15 protein-coding genes and 2 pseudogenes are annotated in these 17,109 nt (G+C 67.3%); 7 read left to right on the forward strand and 10 right to left on the reverse strand.

The window, feature by feature from the left end:
• Positions 1-397: 397 nt before the first annotated feature.
• Positions 398-1,033 carry a CPCC family cysteine-rich protein gene (locus LCE31_RS01970; protein WP_308042171.1) on the reverse strand — a complete coding sequence of 212 codons (636 nt, stop codon included), beginning with the start codon at positions 1,031-1,033 and terminating at the stop codon, positions 398-400.
• Positions 1,034-1,375: 342 nt separating this feature from the next.
• Here LCE31_RS01970 and LCE31_RS01975 point away from each other — a divergent pair.
• A pseudogene (locus LCE31_RS01975) lies at positions 1,376-1,619 on the forward strand (GmrSD restriction endonuclease domain-containing protein); the annotation flags it as partial.
• 227 nt (positions 1,620-1,846) lie between these two features.
• On the opposite strand, the gene LCE31_RS01980 reads toward LCE31_RS01975, so the two are convergent.
• Both LCE31_RS01980 and LCE31_RS01985 read right to left on the reverse strand, forming a co-directional pair.
• The gene (locus LCE31_RS01980) at positions 1,847-2,248 is read right to left on the reverse strand and encodes a hypothetical protein (protein ID WP_225012176.1); all 402 of its coding nucleotides are present in this window, start codon (positions 2,246-2,248) and stop codon (positions 1,847-1,849) included.
• 74 nt (positions 2,249-2,322) lie between these two features.
• Positions 2,323-2,889, reverse strand: a complete 567-nt coding sequence (locus tag LCE31_RS01985; protein ID WP_225012177.1) for a hypothetical protein — start codon at positions 2,887-2,889, stop codon at positions 2,323-2,325.
• A gap of 307 nt (positions 2,890-3,196) precedes the next feature.
• On the opposite strand from LCE31_RS01985, the gene LCE31_RS01990 reads away from it, so the two are divergent.
• Entirely contained in the window at positions 3,197-3,454 is a 258-nt protein-coding gene (locus LCE31_RS01990; protein ID WP_225012178.1) for a hypothetical protein, read from the forward strand.
• Between the two features lie 32 nt (positions 3,455-3,486).
• A complete protein-coding gene (locus tag LCE31_RS01995; protein WP_225012179.1) occupies positions 3,487-3,894 on the forward strand; it encodes a hypothetical protein in 408 nt (135 codons plus the stop codon).
• 56 nt (positions 3,895-3,950) lie between these two features.
• On the opposite strand, the gene LCE31_RS02000 is transcribed toward LCE31_RS01995, so the two are convergent.
• Genes LCE31_RS02000 through LCE31_RS02010 form a run of 3 tightly spaced genes read right to left on the reverse strand, consistent with a single transcriptional unit; the run spans position 3,951 to position 10,625 of the window.
• Entirely contained in the window at positions 3,951-5,195 is a 1,245-nt protein-coding gene (locus LCE31_RS02000) for a hypothetical protein (RefSeq protein ID WP_225012180.1), read from the reverse strand.
• 19 nt (positions 5,196-5,214) lie between these two features.
• A complete protein-coding gene (locus LCE31_RS02005) occupies positions 5,215-9,645 on the reverse strand; it encodes an RNase A-like domain-containing protein (RefSeq protein WP_225012181.1) in 4,431 nt (1,476 codons plus the stop codon).
• Positions 9,646-9,686: 41 nt separating this feature from the next.
• Complete coding sequence (locus LCE31_RS02010) at positions 9,687-10,625, reverse strand: FG-GAP repeat domain-containing protein (protein WP_225012182.1); 939 nt, start codon at positions 10,623-10,625, stop codon at positions 9,687-9,689.
• Positions 10,626-11,155: 530 nt separating this feature from the next.
• On the opposite strand from LCE31_RS02010, the gene LCE31_RS02015 reads away from it, so the two are divergent.
• The 3 genes from LCE31_RS02015 to LCE31_RS02025 are packed head-to-tail and all read left to right on the forward strand — an operon-like array spanning position 11,156 to position 12,163.
• Positions 11,156-11,482, forward strand: a complete 327-nt coding sequence (locus tag LCE31_RS02015; RefSeq protein ID WP_225012183.1) for a PadR family transcriptional regulator — start codon at positions 11,156-11,158, stop codon at positions 11,480-11,482.
• Positions 11,479-11,835, forward strand: a complete 357-nt coding sequence (locus tag LCE31_RS02020; protein WP_225012184.1) for a DUF1048 domain-containing protein — start codon at positions 11,479-11,481, stop codon at positions 11,833-11,835. Before LCE31_RS02015 ends, LCE31_RS02020 begins: the two co-directional genes overlap by 4 nt.
• A 1-nt stretch (position 11,836) precedes the next feature.
• Entirely contained in the window at positions 11,837-12,163 is a 327-nt protein-coding gene (locus LCE31_RS02025) for a DUF1048 domain-containing protein (RefSeq protein WP_225012185.1), read from the forward strand.
• 355 nt (positions 12,164-12,518) lie between these two features.
• Here LCE31_RS02025 and LCE31_RS02030 read toward each other — a convergent pair.
• Positions 12,519-13,010 (reverse strand): annotated as a pseudogene (locus tag LCE31_RS02030) (transposase family protein); the annotation flags it as partial.
• A gap of 271 nt (positions 13,011-13,281) precedes the next feature.
• Entirely contained in the window at positions 13,282-13,617 is a 336-nt protein-coding gene (locus tag LCE31_RS02035; protein WP_225012186.1) for an ArsR/SmtB family transcription factor, read from the reverse strand.
• A gap of 169 nt (positions 13,618-13,786) precedes the next feature.
• On the opposite strand from LCE31_RS02035, the gene LCE31_RS02040 reads away from it, so the two are divergent.
• Positions 13,787-14,929: an FAD-dependent monooxygenase gene (locus LCE31_RS02040; RefSeq protein ID WP_225012187.1), complete on the forward strand. Its 1,143-nt coding sequence runs from the start codon at positions 13,787-13,789 to the stop codon at positions 14,927-14,929.
• 720 nt (positions 14,930-15,649) lie between these two features.
• Here the strand turns inward: LCE31_RS02040 and LCE31_RS02045 are convergent.
• Both LCE31_RS02045 and LCE31_RS02050 read right to left on the reverse strand, forming a co-directional pair.
• A complete protein-coding gene (locus LCE31_RS02045; RefSeq protein ID WP_225012188.1) occupies positions 15,650-16,117 on the reverse strand; it encodes a nuclear transport factor 2 family protein in 468 nt (155 codons plus the stop codon).
• Between the two features lie 24 nt (positions 16,118-16,141).
• Positions 16,142-17,071: a pyridoxamine 5'-phosphate oxidase family protein gene (locus tag LCE31_RS02050; protein ID WP_225012189.1), complete on the reverse strand. Its 930-nt coding sequence runs from the start codon at positions 17,069-17,071 to the stop codon at positions 16,142-16,144.
• Between the last annotated feature and the right edge of the window lie 38 nt (positions 17,072-17,109).

Raw genomic sequence — 17,109 nt, forward strand, 5'->3', positions numbered from 1 at the left:
GCCAAAGACCCCGTGGGACTTCAACCGAACAATCTCCCCCACGGGCAATGAATGGGTGGAGCCCGGGAACACTCACCCCGCCACGACCACGATCCAACCAACACACCCCCACACCCAACCGTTCCCCCGCCCCCGCCGTACGGAGCAGGCCTCTGCTGAGGTGATTCACGGGCAAGGCTCGCTGCGTCGCGCAGGGCACACGCACCTGCCCTGCGCGACGACGCAGGCAGTCCATCGCGCGGGCGTTCGATCAGGTGCATCGCCTTCCCAGCGGGCCGTGAGGACGGACTTCGTGTCCGCGATCTGGCCGCGTGCCGGAGCGGCGGTAGCCGTCGCCGTCCATCACGCTGCGGGATGCGTACCTCCACCCGCCGGCCTCGCCTTTATCACGGCTTGTTCATTCCTTCGTCCCCTCTGCATCTTCGCGCGGGCTCCAGTACCTTTCCGACCACCAGTAAAGAACCGTCCGGTCGTTCGGCCATGGGGCAAGCGCGACCAATGTCTCTTCGAAGCGGTCCCGGGTGAGGTCGACGGGGTGCCACCACGGTTCGGTCTCTTCACCCTGGAGCGGCATCCGCACGGATGATCCTTCGAAACGTTCCTCGCAGGCACCTGTCCGACGGTAGTTGTCCTGCGCCGTGACGAGGCTGACTCCGTTCGCTGCTCTCTCCAGACACGGCCAGCGCAGCTGCATGACGTCGTCTTCCCAGAAACACACTGGACAGATGTCGTGAAGTCCCGGCGGGCTCTCCAAGGTTCGGTGGCCGCAACAAGAACACGGGTATCGGAGCCCAGGGGCTCTCGAACTTTGATGGGTCACCAACTCGGATCTCCTATCTGCCATGGCTCTCCCGGCATCGCTTTGAACGTGTTGATTCCCCCGTCGAGGTTGTAGAAGGTGATGATGCCCTTCGGATGCGGGTGGCCCCCGACAGCCTGGCGTTGCGCAGTTCGTGAGCGTACGTACGGTGCGCTGCGCCGCATTACATCGGCGGGGTGCACGGTGCCCGCATACAGGACCGGCTCCCCACATCGGGGACACGCGGGTGCGACCAGCCGGTCCTTCACCGCTCGGTGCTCCCGCACGCTCAAGCGTGCACGAGGAGAGCACCAGGGTGATCACACGGACTCATATTCACCATGCACATTTCACTCCTCGGACTCCACCCGCGTCGCACGAGGCGGCGGCATGCTGACGGCACGTCATCGCCCTGCAGCCCGCCGGGAGACCAGATGCCCTCGACACTTCACCGCCTGTCCACCCTTGCCGGTACCGCTCCCATCACTGCCGGCACCCTCGCGGCGACCGCCACACCAGCCGACACCACACCGCCCACACCCGTGACAGCCCCCACCACCCGCTCCTACCTCGCAGACCTGGACCGCCGCCTCCGACCTCGACATCGACCATCTCGTCCCCCCTCGCCGAAGCATGGGATTCCGGGGCCAGCGCCTGGACCGCGCCACAGCACGAGGCCTTCCCCAACGACATCACCCGCCCCCAGCTCCTGGCCGTCACCGACAACGTGAACCAGTCCAAGGGTGACGACGACCCCGCGCAGTGGCTGCCAATGGCCTCCTGCCAGTGCACGTACGTACACGCCCCAATCCAGGTCAAGCCACTGCAACAAACTCACCGTCGACGGGGAGCCGCCGCCCCGTCCCACATCTGTGGATCAGTAGCGGGGCATACCGGGCTCGACTGCCCGCTCGTACGCCCCGGCGGAGCACAGTGCAGATCGGCACTGACTCGCAGTGATCGCGAGCGAGATGTAGGGGACTGCGCTCAAGCAGAGCCCGCCGTGGTGGCCGAATCGGATGAAGCGGCGACCCTACCCATTCTGGATCAGTAACTGTGCAGCCCCCTGATTCTCAAAATAATTTCTCTATAATTTTCTCGCACCATACGTTCAACCTCAGCCACGGCGAATTCTGGAGTGGATTCGCCTGCCACTTTCATTTTCGGCGCCCCGTAGACAACACTTCCCGATTCTTCACAGATGTCCATTTCTATCTCGTCGTCGCCACCGGTCCGGCGAACCCTGAGGGAAATATCTACCGGTTCTCCACCGATTCCGTCATTGAGTGAGATGAACACAGAGACAAGATCAAGATACTCCTTACCCCCCGCCGCACGCCCCGCAGAGCTTGCGACCGAGGGAATCTCCCCTACCACCCGCTCCACAATCCGCGCTCGAAGTCCTTGGAGGAGATCCAAGACCGTCCGCCGATATTCTTCGCCGTTCATTCTACCTTCAATACATCAACCACAGAATCCAACAATTCTTGAGTGAAATCATGCGGAGCTTCGTTGGCCGTGTCTCAAGATCCTATCCATCCCTCCATTTGACTCATGTCCCTGGGGCGAATCGACACATGCCCGCCACCATCAGGTACTGCCTCCAGCGAGTCGAGTTGCTCTGTATCTATTTTCTGCAGTTTAGCACCTTTCCGAAACTTCTCGATGTTGTCGAACGTACTCAATCCTTCCTCGTCAGCACCAGGGCGTGGAGTCATAGACTGCGGTGTTCCCGAGGACGCTCGATATACGTATTTAGGTACGTATGCCGCAGCCGAGGACGATACATTACCGCAGCCGAACCCCAGAAGCCGGCACTTCCAGCCACCCAGGCTTTTTTCTACAGCCTTATGCATGCCTCTTTCTGCGTTAGTTACGCTTTCATTCAGACGTTCTCCGCAAGTAGCTGATTTCCTGCAAATCGCCTCCCAGGTGAGCAAATCGCGATAGGAGTCCTTGACGTCGCCAGGGACCCGAGGGTCTCCATCCTCAAAAACATTCCATTCAAAAGGTATCGACATCCTTTCCCATAGCTTTTTGTACAGGACGCTGAGCCTTTTGATCTGCATTGGACTGCCGGAAACCGTCACGTTGCAATCTTCTTGGTGACAGTTCCGCCACCAGAATGCTGACTGGATCCGCTGCCGCTGCTGCCCGTCGATCCCGTGCCGGCGTAACCAAGCGCAGTACCACCACCAGTGGGCTTGCCCCCCCCTTGGACAGGCTGCCGTCCCCGTGAGTCACGACGCCCGTTCCGCAGCCCAGCTCCTCGGGGCCACTTCCGCAGGCGAGGGCCTCACCTGTGGGGTCGGAAGACGAAACTGGGTTGTCGGCCGCGTAGGCGTAACCGTTCAGGGTTTCCTGGATGTTGGTCTGGAGCAGCGGCAGCCGGACCGGATGCGCCTCAACAGCCGCTCCTTCACCTCTTCCCTGGAAGAAGCCGGTCCGTGCGCCGGGGACGCCGTCCGCTACCGGATCTCCTCCCGCCCGCGCGGCGGGCCGCCCCCTGAGACGACCTGGTTCCCGCCGGGCGGTGTCCGCGGCGAGATACGCGTCGGCGGGGCCTGGCGGGCCGCGCAGATCCTCACGCGCCACCGGTGGCCCGAAGGCATCGAAACCGTCGACGCGAACGTGTTCCTGCCCGAACCGGCCTAGGGGGCGCACGTGCGCTACCACCGCTCCTACCTGTGGGACCCGGACACCATCCGCTTCACCACCAGCCCGCCGCGCCCGCGAGTACGCCCGGACCGCTCACGCCCTCACGGCTGGAGCTCCTGCAGTTCCTGCGCCGCTACCTGGCCGCAGAGCTGGCGCGCGTGGACGAATGGATCCGCCGGGAGACCCTGCGGGAGGAGGACCGGCGCGGTCAGCGGATGCGCGCCGCCCGCGCGGCCGAGCGTCCCTGGTGGATCCACCACGAGGACGGCCGGCCGATACGCCCTCACCACGCGGGCCGCTTCATCACCTCCCGCCACGACGACGGCCAGCCCTGCACCCGCCCCCAGGCCCTCACCGCTCTGGCCCAGGGCGCCGAGCCCTGCAGCGGCTGCCAGCCCGAGACCGAACTCAACACCGCCCGCCTCGCCCCCTGCTGACCCGTGCAGAGCCGGATCGCCCGCGCAGCAGACACCTTCCTCGCACAAGATCGAGGTTAGCTCTCGTGAACCAAGTAGCGGATGTCGGCCACGACGCATTCGCCGTAGCACAACAGCCCACTCCCCAACTGCTCCAAGGTCTCGTACTGGTGCGGAGACAGTGCCGTACCAGCCTGGGCGAGTGCCCGCAGCATCAGGCGGACGGCCAGATCCACGCTGCGGAGCCAGGCGCAGTCGATGATTGCCTGCTCGACCTCGGGTGCCAAGAGGCGGGCGATCGTGTCGATCTCGTCGACCCTCTGCCTGTTTCTGTTCCCGCCGTCTGCCAGATCGGCGCCCGAGAGCGGTTCCACGTCTAGGCCGGCCAGGCGAGCGTCACATGCATCGATGACTGTTTGCATCCACGCCTTCCCCGACGTTGCCTCGGGCGTGTCCGGGGAGAAGAAGCTCGGCGCGAGTCCCGTCCCAGCCAGCCAGAGCGTTTGGCTCGTATGGGCCGGGAGGTAGTCGAGGAGGTACTGTGCGTCCCGGCGCAGTGCCAGTGTCGCCCTCGGGTCCGACTCGTCGGCGAGCCTCCTGCGGAGAGTATGGAGCGGGGACGCGGGGAGGCTGCCACTGGGAGCCGGGCGAAATGCCCGCATCAACCAGGTCACACCGAAGTCGGCATCAGTGAACCTGCGGACAGGCACCGAGGGCGGCGGGCCCTCTTCGATCAGGTAGGCAACCCGGTCCACCAGGAACTCGCCATAGTGGAGTGCTGATCCGATGGCCTCCATCCTCGCGTACTGCTCCTGTGACAGCCACGCCCCGGGGGTGTTGGTCAGCACCGTCAGCAGGACTCGTAGGGCCAGGTCCGGGGAGCAGCGGCGAGCGCATGCGGTGAGAGCCTGCCGTACGCACGGATCGAAGAAGCCCAGGCGGTCGATCTCAGCAACGATTGTCGCCTCGTATCCTGCGCCGTCCTCAAGATCGGGTCCGGTGAGCGGTTCGATGTCTGCCTTTTCCGAGAGCCGGGCGTCGCACAGCGCAATGATCGTCCGCGTCCATTCCGCCGAGGCGTTCGACGCGTTGGCGGGGAGGCACTCCGCGCCAGCCGACCAGAGCGCTTCGAGCGCTTCCGGGTCGAGATGGTCGGCGAGGGCCTGGGCGTCACGCCGGACAGCGAGGATTTCCTGGTCGCTCTCCTCCGCGAAGTGCTTCTTCAACATCCCGGCAGCCGTGTCGGCCTCGTGCATCCAGTCCTGATGAAAGAGACCCATCACCCACGGCACACCGAACTCGAAATCGGTGAAACGCTCCACCTTGTGTCGCCTTCCTCTTCTACTTCGGGTACGCGGTGTACACGTAGTAACCGTGCGGGTGCCCCTTGGCCCTCCTGAGCATGATGTAGAAGCCGTTGCCCGCTTCCTTCGTGCTTCCGTTCGCGTAGTACACCGTGCCGAGGGAATTCTTCGCCCCGAAAGTGCCGGTCAACGACAGATCCTGTTTCGGCCCACGCAGCCATTTGGCGATGCGACTCGCTTGACTGGCAGTGGCATAGTCCACGACCTGCTGAGCTGTCACCTCGTCCAACCACACGCTGTTGGGCGTGTCCTTCCCCTGAGCAGCCGTCTTCTTCGCTGCCAGAGCGACTGCCTCCGCCTTGTCGGGGTCCACGTGCTCGTCGAGCACGTGGGCGAGGCCGGGAAACTGGCCGTCATCCGCGATGAGATCGTTGCAGTTGTGAACGAGAACCGGAGCGCGGCCCGCCACCGCGTAGAAGGTGTGCAGGCCCGACACGGTCAGGTCGTACACCGTCTGCGGTGCAGCGTCCTCCCGCTCCCGCAGTGCGCCCACCTTGCGCAGGGTGCCGTCCGGCGTGCGCAGGTGGTCTCCGGCGTGCAGGTTGGACGCTATGGTCCAGCCGCGGCCGATGACGAAGAAGCGGTGGCCCGGCGTGCTGGTGAGACGTCCCTCGCCCACCAGCGGTATGTCCACGAGGTCCTCGGTTGTGTGGTGGAAGGTACGCGTCACTGGCTCGGGCTGCGTGTGCCCGGTTGCGGGGTCGGTGGCCATGAGCATATCGCCCACATGCACGCCTTGTATCGGCTTACGGCTACCGTCAGCGAGCATGACATCGGTCGCGCCAGGGAAGCTGTTGATGTTGCAAGCCGTCCGTGCGTCTTCGTAGACGGACACCATCTGGTCGATGTCCGCGAGTGTGTTGGCATCCACGTCCGCTGCCTTGAGGGCCTTCAAGGCATCGGTGACCCCGATCCCGGTTTGCATGGCGGCATCGAGGGAGCGGATCAGGTCGGCGGTCTTGGCGATAGTGGTGTCCGGGATGAACCAGGAGGCGGCCCAGGCGCAGCTGCTGATGCTGCCCTTGGAGCATTTGACGAAGTCTTCGGTCAGGCCGTCCCAGAGAGCCTTGAGGAAGGCCTTGTCGACGATCATGGTGATGTCCCAGTTGCTGAAGTGCCTGGTGACGTCGGTGGTCTGATCGCTTGTCTGGGTGCCGAGGAAGACGATGGATTCGGCGGGGCATGAGGCGGCGGTCACGTCGGAGGCCGTGTCGGCTGTGCAGAGGTAGAAGTCGACGGTGAGTGTGAAGTTGAGGCGGAAGGTGACGTCGCAGCCGCTGTTGCCCATGCCGAGGACGCAGTCGTTGAGCGGCTTCGGGTCGCCGATCGGTGTGATCTTCTGCTTCGTGAACATCTGGCCGATGCCGGTGGCGCCGCCCTGGTTCAAGGTGTTGTTGGCTGCCGCCTGTTCGGCACGCGTTGCGGCGTCCTGTGCTTCCTGGGCGGCTTGCTGTGCGTTGGCGGCAGCGGTTTCGGCCGTGGTGGCGTCGGCGTCGGCCTGGTCGGCGACTCCGCGTGCGGTGGCCGCGTCGGTCTCGGCTGCGGTGGCGGCATCCCGGGCGCTGGAGGCATCGGTTTCGGCGGAGGTCGCCGAGGCGTCTGCCTGGTCCGCGTAGCCGGCTGCAGAGGTGGCGGCGTCTTGGGCGGCGTCCGCGTCCGTGGTGGCCTGGGTGTTGTAGGCGACGGTCTGGGTCTCGGCCGCTCTGGCGGCGTCTGCCGCTGTGTCGGCTTGTTTGGCGGAGGCCTGGGCGTCCTGGGAGGAGTCCTGTGCCTGTGCGGCCCAGTCCGCCGCCGACGCTGCCGCGACGGCCGCGGCCTTCGCGTCGGCGCTCGCCTGGTCTGCCAGCGCCTTCGCGTCCGCCGCGGCCTGCTTGGCCTGAGCGGATTTGGCCTGGGCGACGGCCTGCTGTTTCTCCGCCTGCGTTTTCGCCGCCTGCCCCGTCAGCACGGCGAGGCCCGCCGAGGAGTCCGTCTGCGCGTAGGGGGCTCCCAGCTCGATGGCGTCATTGGCCGGCTTGGCGACCTGGGCGGCCGAGTCGCTGGCCGCGGCGGCCGCCTGCGCGGTGGCATAGGCGTAGCCCGCCGTGCGCACAGCTTCCGCCCCCGCGGCGGTGGCCTCCTTCTGTGCAGTGTCCGCGTCGGCCTTGGCCTGCGCGGCCTGGGCCTGTGCCGCGCTCGCAAGGGCCTTGGCTGTGGCGGCGTTGCGGTCGGCTGCCTCGGATGCGTCGATCGCGTCTGCTGCCGCCGCGTGTGCCTTCGTCACCGCGGCCTCGGTGACGGCCACGTCGGCCTTCGCCGCGTCGGCCGCGGCCTGGGCCCGGGTGGCGGCGCCTTGTGCCTTGGTAGCTGCGGCCCGTGCGTTCGTCGCTGCCGTCGTCGCTTCATCTGCGGCCGAGCGGGCGCTGGTCGCGGCCGTCGTCGCGTCGTTGGCGTCGGCTCGCGCCTGATCTGCCGCCGCCCGGGACGCGGACGCCGCCGCGGTGCCCTCGTCGGCGGCGACCTTGGCCTCAGCCGCGTTCGCGCGGGCGAGTGCGGCGTCGCGGTCGCTCTCGGCATCAATGGCTTTGTTGCGGGCGTCGACCGCTTTGCCCTCCGCGGCGACCGCGTCGTCCTTCCTCGCCGCGGCCGTGGCACCCGCGCTCTGCGCCGCGGTCAGTTTGTCCGCGGCGACCTGGCACTGCGCTTGTGCACGGGACTCCGCGTCCGCTGCTTTCGCGCGCTCGGTGTCCGCGAGTTCCTTCTGTGTCTTGGCGGTGTCCCGCTCATCCTCCGCGGTCTGCCGTTTCGCCTTCGCGTCCGCCGCCGCGTTCTTTGCGGTCGCTTCCGCGTCTTCGGCCCTGGCCTGGGCGTTCTTCGCCGTCGTGGCGTTCGCCGCGGCCTGCTTCGCGTGCGAGGCGGCACTCTCGGCTGCGGCCTTCGCCTGGGCCTGGGCCTCTTGGGCCGCCTCGCGGCGGAACTCCGCTTTCGTGGCGTGCGCCTGCGTCATCGCCAGCGAGTTGAGCGCCTTGCTGTCGGAAGCCGACGCCCGCGTCGCCTGGACCGCGGTCTCCGTGGCCTTCGAGGCAGCCAGCGCTGCGGCGGCCGATGCTTTGGTGACCTGCGCGGCCTGCTGCCCATACAGCAGACCTCTGCCGCGCGGCAGGCCGGCCTGATCGGCGATGGCGTAGGCAGCGTTCTGCGCGACGGTAACCGCATCGGCCTGCTTCTGCGCGTCCAACGCCGCCCTGGATGCGACGAACATACGGCCCGACGCACGTGCCCGCGCCTGCGCCAACCACGTGGCGACCTGATTGATCTCCGCGTCCGTCGGATTGCCGAAGTCGTCTTTCGGCCTGGGCAGAAAGTACGCCTGCCAGTCCGTGAGCCGATCCGCGATCAGCGACTGGCCCAGCGACTCCGTCATCGCCTGCGCCGCCACCTGAAGATCGGCCGACGCCTGCTGCTCGGCCGCCAGGATCGCGTCACGCTGATCACGCTGGCCCTTGATCTCAGCCTGCCACTCCTGCGCCGCCACCGTCAGCTCATCCGTCAGAACATGATGCGGATCGGGCGGATTGGTCGTGGTACAGGACGCGAACCGGGACTTCAGGTTCTCCACATCCACCCGGAACTCCATCGAACCCGGATCCGGCGCGGACGTCGCGAACCCCCCGTTCTCCAGGAAGACCCGCGCATCATCCGCATAGATGCCGTCCACGAAGGGACTGGGGTGCTTCATGTCCTGCGTCCACGCCTCCCAGTCGTCGTAGTCTTCGGTACGGGAATAGCCGGAAGCAATCTGTTTGGCAGCTGACACGGAATCGGCGCCCGCCAACGGCGTCTGGTCCACGTAGAAGTCGTCTTCGTCCTGCCAGAAGACGTTATTGACCCATGGACCGATCCCTGTCTGGGTCCACATCGTGGGGTCACGCGGCGCATCTTGGAAGCTCGCGTAGGTGTAGTCCGGAGGTATGTCGTAGACGTCGAGGGAGGTCTGCCAGGCGTCCGTACGCGCGTCCAGTTCGTCGATCTTGGCCGTGGACCAGTCCTGGTCCTTGTTGAAGGCGACGTCCAGCGGTGTCGACTCCCAGTAGCCCGGGTCGGCGGCCGCCAGCAGTTGAGCGTCACTGCCGTCCAGTCCCGCGCGGGCGACCTTCTTCATCTCCGTACCGCCCTTGCGCAACACCGCGCCCATCAGGCACTGCGCGTCGCGGATCTTCTTCGCCGCGTCCAGGTCGAAGGGCGGCGCGCCGCCGCCATCGTCCTCCGGGGCCGCGTTGGCGGCCATGGCGAAGCGAGGTGTGACGGGGCCGAGTTGGCTGCCGGACGCGCTGGTGGTGAACGCGGCCAGCAGAGCCGTTCCGGTGAGCAGGGCTGAGGGCCATCTGCGCAGGGCGCGACGGCGCCCGCAGTGTGCGCGGATACGCATGAGTGGTGTGAGCCGATCTGTGTCGGAGCTTGCGCCCGGGGTCAGAACAGGACGTTGAACGCGGACCAGCCGGACGTGCCGATCTGCACGCGCGCCGCGAACGGAGCAGACGCGTTGCCCGTGCCGGGCAGCAGCCACAGCGCGCCCGCCGCGTCCACCGCGATCAGGTCCGGCTTTCCGTCGCCGTCCTGATCCCCCGTCGATACCAGCCGCTTGTAGGTGTTCCAGCCCGAACCCACCGTGACCCGCGGGGAGAAAGCACTGTCGGCCGTGACCTTCCCGGTCCCCGGATAGATGTAGAGAGTCCCCGACGTCGACCGGGCGATCAGGTCGTTCTTCCCGTCGCCCGTGTAATCACCCCGACCGGTCAGGGCGTCCATGCCGTTCCAGCCGGACGTACCGATGCGTACCTTCGTCGCCAGTGTGCCGCTGGCGCTGCCCTGGTAGAGCCACAGAGAGCCGTCGGTGTGCCGGCCGATGATGTCGTCGTACGTGCTGCCGCCCATGTCCCCCGGGCCGATCAGCAGGTTGTAGATGTTCCAGCCGCCGCCGATGACCTTCGTGTCGTTTCCGCGCTCGGCCGTGTAGTACAGCGTGGAGCCCATCCGGAAATACAGATCCGCCGCGCCGGAGGCCGACTGGGCCGCCTGTACGAACTGGTCCGCCTCGCCGTAACCGACGCCCAGCTTCACCGCTGCCTGCCATCCGGCGCCGGCCTTCGGCTCGTAGTCATAGATGATCCCGTCCGACTTGCGGCCGAACAGCGACAACCGTGAAGGGGCGTTGGCGGCCGCAGTATCCCTAGCCGTCTGCGCCTGGCTGCCGGACATCGCCGTCTCGGCCGACGGCAGCGCGTACGCCCCACCCGTGATCAGTAGGGCCACGGCCGCGAGGCCCGCCGCCCAGCCGATCGCACGCGAACGTGCCGGCGCACCACGCCACATACCCATGAACCACTCGACCATGAAGACAGTCCCCACCCCACACACCACACACGCAGGGCAGAGCACGGCACAGCGCCATCGCGCCACGTGCCCCCCAGCCCGCTACCGGGTCGGCGACCACGGCGCGATCACGCTACGACGCGACCATGCCAACCGTGAAGATTTGTGAAGCACCTGTGCCCATCCTGTTAGAAAGTCGGCCTGAAATGATGGTCTCAAAATCTTCAGCGAACGAAATGCCGCCCCCCAGGCCGGACATCACAGGACTTCAGAGCGCAAGTCAGCTCGCGTGCGCAGGCAGCGGACTGGATGCCGGTGCCGGCCGTGCTCGACAGTGCCGCCCACCCGGCGGATTCTCCGTCAAGTTCAGCCGGCTGCAGCGCAACGGCCCACCCGTGAGCTCAACCGATGACCGGGCTGCAGCGTCCGACGGGACCCGGCCTCACGCCGAACGAGTCGCCCAGATTTGCGGCCACCGGAGAAGTCGCCGTTCCGCTACTCGGTGATACCGTATAGTGGTACTCATTAACACGTAGTACCGGCAAGGCTGCAGGGAGCACCCCGCGATGGACGACCTGACGGAGATGTTGAAGGGCACGCTCGAAGGGTGCGTGCTCGAAATCATCGGCAGCGAGGAAACCTACGGGTACGCCATCACTCGCCAGCTGAACGAGCTCGGCTTCGCCGACGTCATCGAGGGCACGGTGTACACGATCTTGCTGCGGCTGGAGCGAAACGGGCTCGTCCAGGTGACGAAACGCCCATCCGGGGTCGGCCCGCCGCGCAAGTTCTACGCGCTCAACGACGCCGGGCGCGAGGAGCTCGCACGGTTCTGGGCGAAATGGCAGTACCTCTCATCACGCATCGACAGGCTCAAGGAGGGCGGGAAATGAACTTCTGGGAGAAGGCCACAGGCAGCGATCTCACCAGGGACTGGAAGGCGTTCGGAGCCCGGGTTGAGGCTCTACCGGACGACTACCGGGAGGCGTGGGACCAGATCGTCGCTCACCTCTTCCCTTACAGGGACTTCACCGGCCGCAACCTGACGCCGATCCTCGACTCTGCCCTGGGGCTGCTCGAAGTGTCGGCGGCGCACGGGCAGAGCATCCACGAGGTGCTCGGTCACGACATCCAGGGCTTCTGTACGGCACTGGCCGGCGGAACAGGGGCCCGAACGCATCGCGACCAGTGGCGCGAGCAGTTGAACAGGAACGTCGCACGGAAACTGAGCCGGCTGGGAGGCTGACGTGAGCATCCAGGACATCGTCGAAGGCAAGAAGCAGTGGCGTGCGCATGTTGCCCGGGTCAAGGCGCTACCGCCTGACTACCAGATTGTGTACAAGGAGATGCAGAAGTATCTGTTCAAGATCGGACCGGTCAGCCTGCCCGACGGGCCCCTCCTCCCTGGAATCGTCGACTTCTTCGAAGAGGGCGTCGCCGCGGGCAAAGGAGTCCTGGGACTCGTCGGCACCGATGTCGCCGCGTTCTGCGACGACCTGATCAAAGACTCTCCCACCTACGCGGATGCCTACCAGGAAGCCATCACCGGGGAACCCGGCGCGGCCAGGAAGTGACAGCCACCGAACCAGTTCGCGACGCTGCCGGGTAACACCACGCGGGATTCATGGTGAGGTCGGCTCCTGCGCGTCGATCCGGTCGTGCTCGTGGTGGTCGGCCAGCGCTCGCAGGTGTGCGGCCGCGGCGGGTGATCCGGTCGGCGACGGGACCAGGAACCGCCTCGGAGGCGGCCTGCTTCTCCAGGGCCTGGGGTTCTGCGGCACGGTGATCGATGCGCGCGACGTTCCGCGCACGTCGGCAGCGGTCCAAACGCGGCGCGCCACCGGCATCCAGGTGGTGACACAAGGCCGATCGCGGTTGTAGACGCACATCAGGAAGGACCGCAGGTTGTCGTAGACATTCAGCGCCGGTTCGCGCGGCCCTGATGTCCTGGACGGACCCCGGCAGCGCGGGCGACGCCCACGGTAACCGTTCCGCCGGGGCGGCGATCACCTGCACGTTCATACCGTGCTTCCTGTGTTTACCAAAGGAGAAGGGTCGGTCGGCGGCGATCCCGTCGATCGACAGCAGCGTGCCGTCCAGGATCACGAACGCCTTGCCGGAGGCTGTCCTCACCGCATCGGTGCGGGTTGGAGCCAGAGCGGCCAGGGTGGCGACGACCTCGGTGATGTACCAGTAGGCGGTGGTGGTGCCCACGCCGAATCCGGCGGCGAGCTGGGCGCAGGTATGGCCGCACCGTGGATGAGCCAGCACGAGCAGCGCCTGGTGTCCTCGGCAGGCCGGCGCCGTCGTGTCCCTTGCGCAAGGCGACGTACGGTCAGCTCGCGGGGCGAGGAAGTGCAGTGCGGAGGTGGGCAGATCGACCACGGCTGAGTGGGCGGGTGCGTGTCGAGTCCAAGCCATCCTGCCAGGAGCTTCTCTAAGCCCGGACTCCGCCCTCACTCCAGCGGCCGTGCACCACACCCGGGTTGAGGAAACCTCAGTGAGTGGTGGCGTGAGGGAGCGCGCGGATGTGCTCGGCGCCGATCACGGGCGCGGGACGGTGTTCGAAGCGACACCGGTCCCCTTCGTGCCCGCATCGCGCCCGGCTGCCTGCGAGCCGGGCACGAGCTGGATTCGGTCGAGCTCGCGGCTCGGGGCCGGATCGGACTCCCTCCGGTTTGCTCAGCCGTGCTCAGCGAGGAGCGGTATCGGCCGGGGGGCCTGCTCCCAGGAGCGCGAGGAGGCCGGGGAGTCTCTTCTCGATGTCCGCCCGTCGTAGCCGGATGCCCTTGCGGTTGCCGTAGTCGATCTCGTCAATGAGACCTGCCTCGCGCAGGACCCGGAAGTGATGGGTCTGGGTCTGCTTCGAGATCGGAAGATCGAACGAGTTGCAGCCCCGCTCGCTGTCGCTGCGGTCGGTGGCCAACTGCGTCATCACCGAACGACGGTGCTCGTCGGCGAGGGCACGAAACACCGTACCCAGATCGAGCGCATCGGCCTTCGGGCCGTCCAGGTTCCTCCCGGCCACGCGGCACCTCCTTCAGGTATGACTTGCATCGTACCTGAAAGGCGTGCTTCTCTGAGGTACGAAATTGATCGTACCTTGGTCAGGTTGCACCGCCCCGTGCCGCCGCTCCCTCAGACCCGGCCCGGCACTCGCCAGAACCCGGTCATCGACACTCCGAGAGGTCAACGTCATGAAGAAGCCCGACGTGCTGATAGTCGGCGCCGGAATCGCAGGGCCCGCACTCGCCCACTGGCTCTCCCGGAATGGATACCGGCCGACGGTCGTCGAACACGCCCGGCAGCTGCGCTCCGGTGGTAGCGCGATCGTCGTGAAGGGGCCCGCGATCCCGGTCGCGGAGCGCATGGGCATCCTCCCGCAGCTCCGCGAGCTCGCCACCCGCAATCGGTCGCTGACCCTGCTCGACCCCGGCGGCAGGCGAATCCTGCGACTCCCGCTCACCTCGGACAACGCGCCGACGGTCGAGGTGACCCGAGCCGACCTGTCCGAGGTGCTCCACCGGTCGGCGCAGACCGAGGCCGAGTTCTTGTTCGACGACACGATCACCGCTCTCGACCAGGACGAAGGCGGAGTGGACGTCACCTTCCGACGGTCCGCGCCACGGCGCTTCGACTTGGTAGTCGGTGCCGACGGGATGCACTCCGCCGTACGGCGCATGGTATTCGGGCCCGAGCGGCAGTTCGCGGGAGACCTGGGCCTGTACGGCGCGACCGTCCCGCTGGAACCCGACGCCATCGAGGACCCGACCGAGATGACGATGCTGACCGTGCCGAACCGGATGCTGGTCCTCCATCCCTCGCGGACCACCCCGCTCGCGATCTTCACCTTCCGGTCCGCGCAGCCGGCGCCCCACGACCGCAAGAACATCGCCCTTCACAAGCAGACCGTGGCCGACGCCTACGCCGACGTGCGGTGGCGGGCACCGGAACTCGTGGCAGCCTTCCTCGACCACCCGGCCCCGTTCTTCGACCCCCTGACCACCGTCCGGGTGCCCTCGTGGTCCCGCGGACGGGTCGTACTGCTCGGGGACGCCGCGGCGGCCACGGCCCTGCTGGGTGACGGGTCCAGCATGGCCATGGCGGGCGCGTACGCCCTCGCAGAAGAGCTCGCCGCCCATCCCGGCGATCACGCCCGCGCCTTCGCCGCCTACGAGTCGCGGCTGCGCCGTGAGGTAGGCCCGCGGCAGCGACGCGTCGGTCTGCTCTCCAGGCTCATGGTGCCCCGCACCCGGCCGGGCCTCGCGGTGCGCAACACGGTGGGCCGCGCGGTCGGTCGCACGAACCGGATCACCTCTCGCGAAGCCGCGAACCGGTAGACCGGGTCCGCACCGACCGCTCACCGGCCGGCGCGCAGCTCCGCGGCAGCTCTCAGCCGGCTCGGCGCCGCCATGTCCGACGAGCCCGGCCCGCAGTGGCAGGTCATCGCCGATGCGGCAGGCCGACCGCTGCGGGCCTCACCCACCGCTCCCCGCGCTCGCCACAACATGGGCACTGCCGGTGACTACACCCCCGCGACGCCGAGGTGAAGTGCTGGGCGGACAAGGTATATCAAGGCGGCGACGGCGTCATCCCGGTGCCCTTCCGCAGCCTGCGGCTCAAGCTGCGGCAACGCCGGCACAACGGCCCCCGCGCAGAGATCCGCTGCCTCGGCGAGCAAACCATGGCCGCCCTGAAGGGCTGGTGCCTCCCGCAGGAAACTCCGCCGTAGCACCAACCGGGTCACCGCCATCGTGAAGACCGTCCCCACCCTTCGTCACGCCTCAACCTGAGGTTGGAAAAAGCTCACTGGCTGCCTCCGGGACGCCGTAACGGGCCGCGCTCCGCGAATGTGTGGCCCCCGGACAAACCGGCCGGGGCCATACGGTCATCGCTGCCGCACCCACCAGACGATCCCCCCGGCGGGACGTGCCCAGGACGCCCCCCCCGGCACTGCGTGCGGCTCCGTGCGCCGGGGAGCGAGACGCTGACGACGACTACGGTGCCGAGCGGCGCCGGCGCAAACCGGCTGACGGGAGCGGCATGTACTTGTAGCGGTGTCAGTCGAGGGGGATGTCGTGTCCGGGTCCGCGTTCGGCGTCGGGGCGCGGGCCGAAGTAGCGGCGGTCCGCCGCGTCGATGGCCAGGTCGTTGATGCTGGCTTCGCGGCGGCGCATGAGGCCGTTGTCGGCGAATTCCCACAGCTCGTTGCCGTAGGAGCGGAACCACTGGCCTTCGGTGTTGTGCCACTCGTACTGGAAGCGGACGGCCATGCGGTCGCCGCGGAAGCCCCACAGGCTCTTGCGCAGGACGTAGTCGAGTTCGCGCTCCCACTTGGCGGTGAGGAACTCGACGATCTTCTCGCGGCCGGTGAGGACCGTGTCCCGGTTCCGCCAGGCGGAGTCCTCGGTATAGGCGAGAGCGACCTGGTGCGGGTCGCGGGTGTTCCAGGCGTCCTCGGCGGCCTGGACCTTGGTCAGGGCGCTGTCGAGGTCGAACGGCGGGAAGGGCGGGCGTGCTTCAGTCATGACGGGGCAGTCCTTCACAGTGCGTCACGTGATCGGGGGGTTGTCGGGGGCGGCGGTGACGGTGTCGGCCGCAAGGGGCAGCAGGCGGCCGGCCACGAGGCGCTCGGGGATGAAGTGGACGCGCCGTCCGGTGTCGTCGTCATCTCCGGGGACGCCGGTCCCGGTCCATTCCAGAGCGGCCCGGCCGGAAAGCTGCAGGGTGTGACCGACGGTGAAGTCGCAGAACAGCAGTGCGGTCGTCGGGTCTGCCCGCAGGTTGCCGAGCGTGTTGAACATGTTGTTGCCCCAGTAGTCGGGCCACCACAGCTCGCCGTTCTCGACGCGGACGAAACCTGGCGGCCCGCCGCGGTGCGAGGCATCGTTGCCGCGGACGGGGTGGGTGGTGCCGATCAGGAAGGTGTCGGCCCTGCGGACCAGTTCGATGTCGTCGGCGGTGAGGGTCTGCCCGCGGCGTACTGGCTCCGTGCCGGGGGCCGGGGCGGGTGCGGTGTGCAGGTGCCGGCTCTGGATGTACTGGGGGCAGTTGCCGTACGCCTGCTCCACGTCGATGCGCAGGCCGTCGGCGTCGGTGCGGGACAAGGTGCCGTTGATCCGCAGACGCCTGCGGATGGCGAACTCGACGACAATCAGCCCGACGGGCTGGCCTGCCTCCACGTTTTCGAGCGGGTCGCCTGCCGCGGGGAGTGTGCGCACATCGAGCGTGGTCGGTGAGGCCACGTGGAGGAATCCGTGCGGGCCGGCCAGCGGGGATGTCCACAACGCGCCATCGGCGTCGCGGGCGGTGATCGCGGCGAACGTGCGCTCGGCCAGGAACCGGGTCACAGCGCCGCGCAGATTGGCGGGGGCGAGCATGCCCGTGAGCCGGGCCGCGTCCCGGGCCACGCCCGCTGCGCGCTGCACGGCGAGTTCGCCCTCGTGGAAGCCGGTCGTGATATTGCCTACCGGGTTCGTCATCGTGCTTCCTTCCGCTGGTCCGGCGGCTCGGTCGGCGG

The organism is Streptomyces sp. 8L (genome assembly GCF_020176795.1).
Taxonomy (GTDB): domain Bacteria; phylum Actinomycetota; class Actinomycetes; order Streptomycetales; family Streptomycetaceae; genus Streptomyces.

What these genes read in the sequence shown, in the direction of transcription:
- LCE31_RS01970 (WP_308042171.1), bottom strand. Translation starts at nt 1,033, where the DNA reads ATGTGGGGAGCCGGTCCTGTATGCGGGCACCGTGCACCCCGCCGATGT.
- LCE31_RS01980 (WP_225012176.1), bottom strand. Translation starts at nt 2,248, where the DNA reads ATGAACGGCGAAGAATATCGGCGGACGGTCTTGGATCTCCTCCAAGGA.
- LCE31_RS01990 (WP_225012178.1), top strand. Translation starts at nt 3,197, where the DNA reads ATGCGCCTCAACAGCCGCTCCTTCACCTCTTCCCTGGAAGAAGCCGGT.
- LCE31_RS02005 (WP_225012181.1), bottom strand. Translation starts at nt 9,645, where the DNA reads ATGCGTATCCGCGCACACTGCGGGCGCCGTCGCGCCCTGCGCAGATGG.
- LCE31_RS02015 (WP_225012183.1), top strand. Translation starts at nt 11,156, where the DNA reads ATGGACGACCTGACGGAGATGTTGAAGGGCACGCTCGAAGGGTGCGTG.
- LCE31_RS02020 (WP_225012184.1), top strand. Translation starts at nt 11,479, where the DNA reads ATGAACTTCTGGGAGAAGGCCACAGGCAGCGATCTCACCAGGGACTGG.
- LCE31_RS02040 (WP_225012187.1), top strand. Translation starts at nt 13,787, where the DNA reads ATGAAGAAGCCCGACGTGCTGATAGTCGGCGCCGGAATCGCAGGGCCC.
- LCE31_RS02045 (WP_225012188.1), bottom strand. Translation starts at nt 16,117, where the DNA reads ATGACTGAAGCACGCCCGCCCTTCCCGCCGTTCGACCTCGACAGCGCC.
- LCE31_RS02050 (WP_225012189.1), bottom strand. Translation starts at nt 17,071, where the DNA reads ATGACGAACCCGGTAGGCAATATCACGACCGGCTTCCACGAGGGCGAA.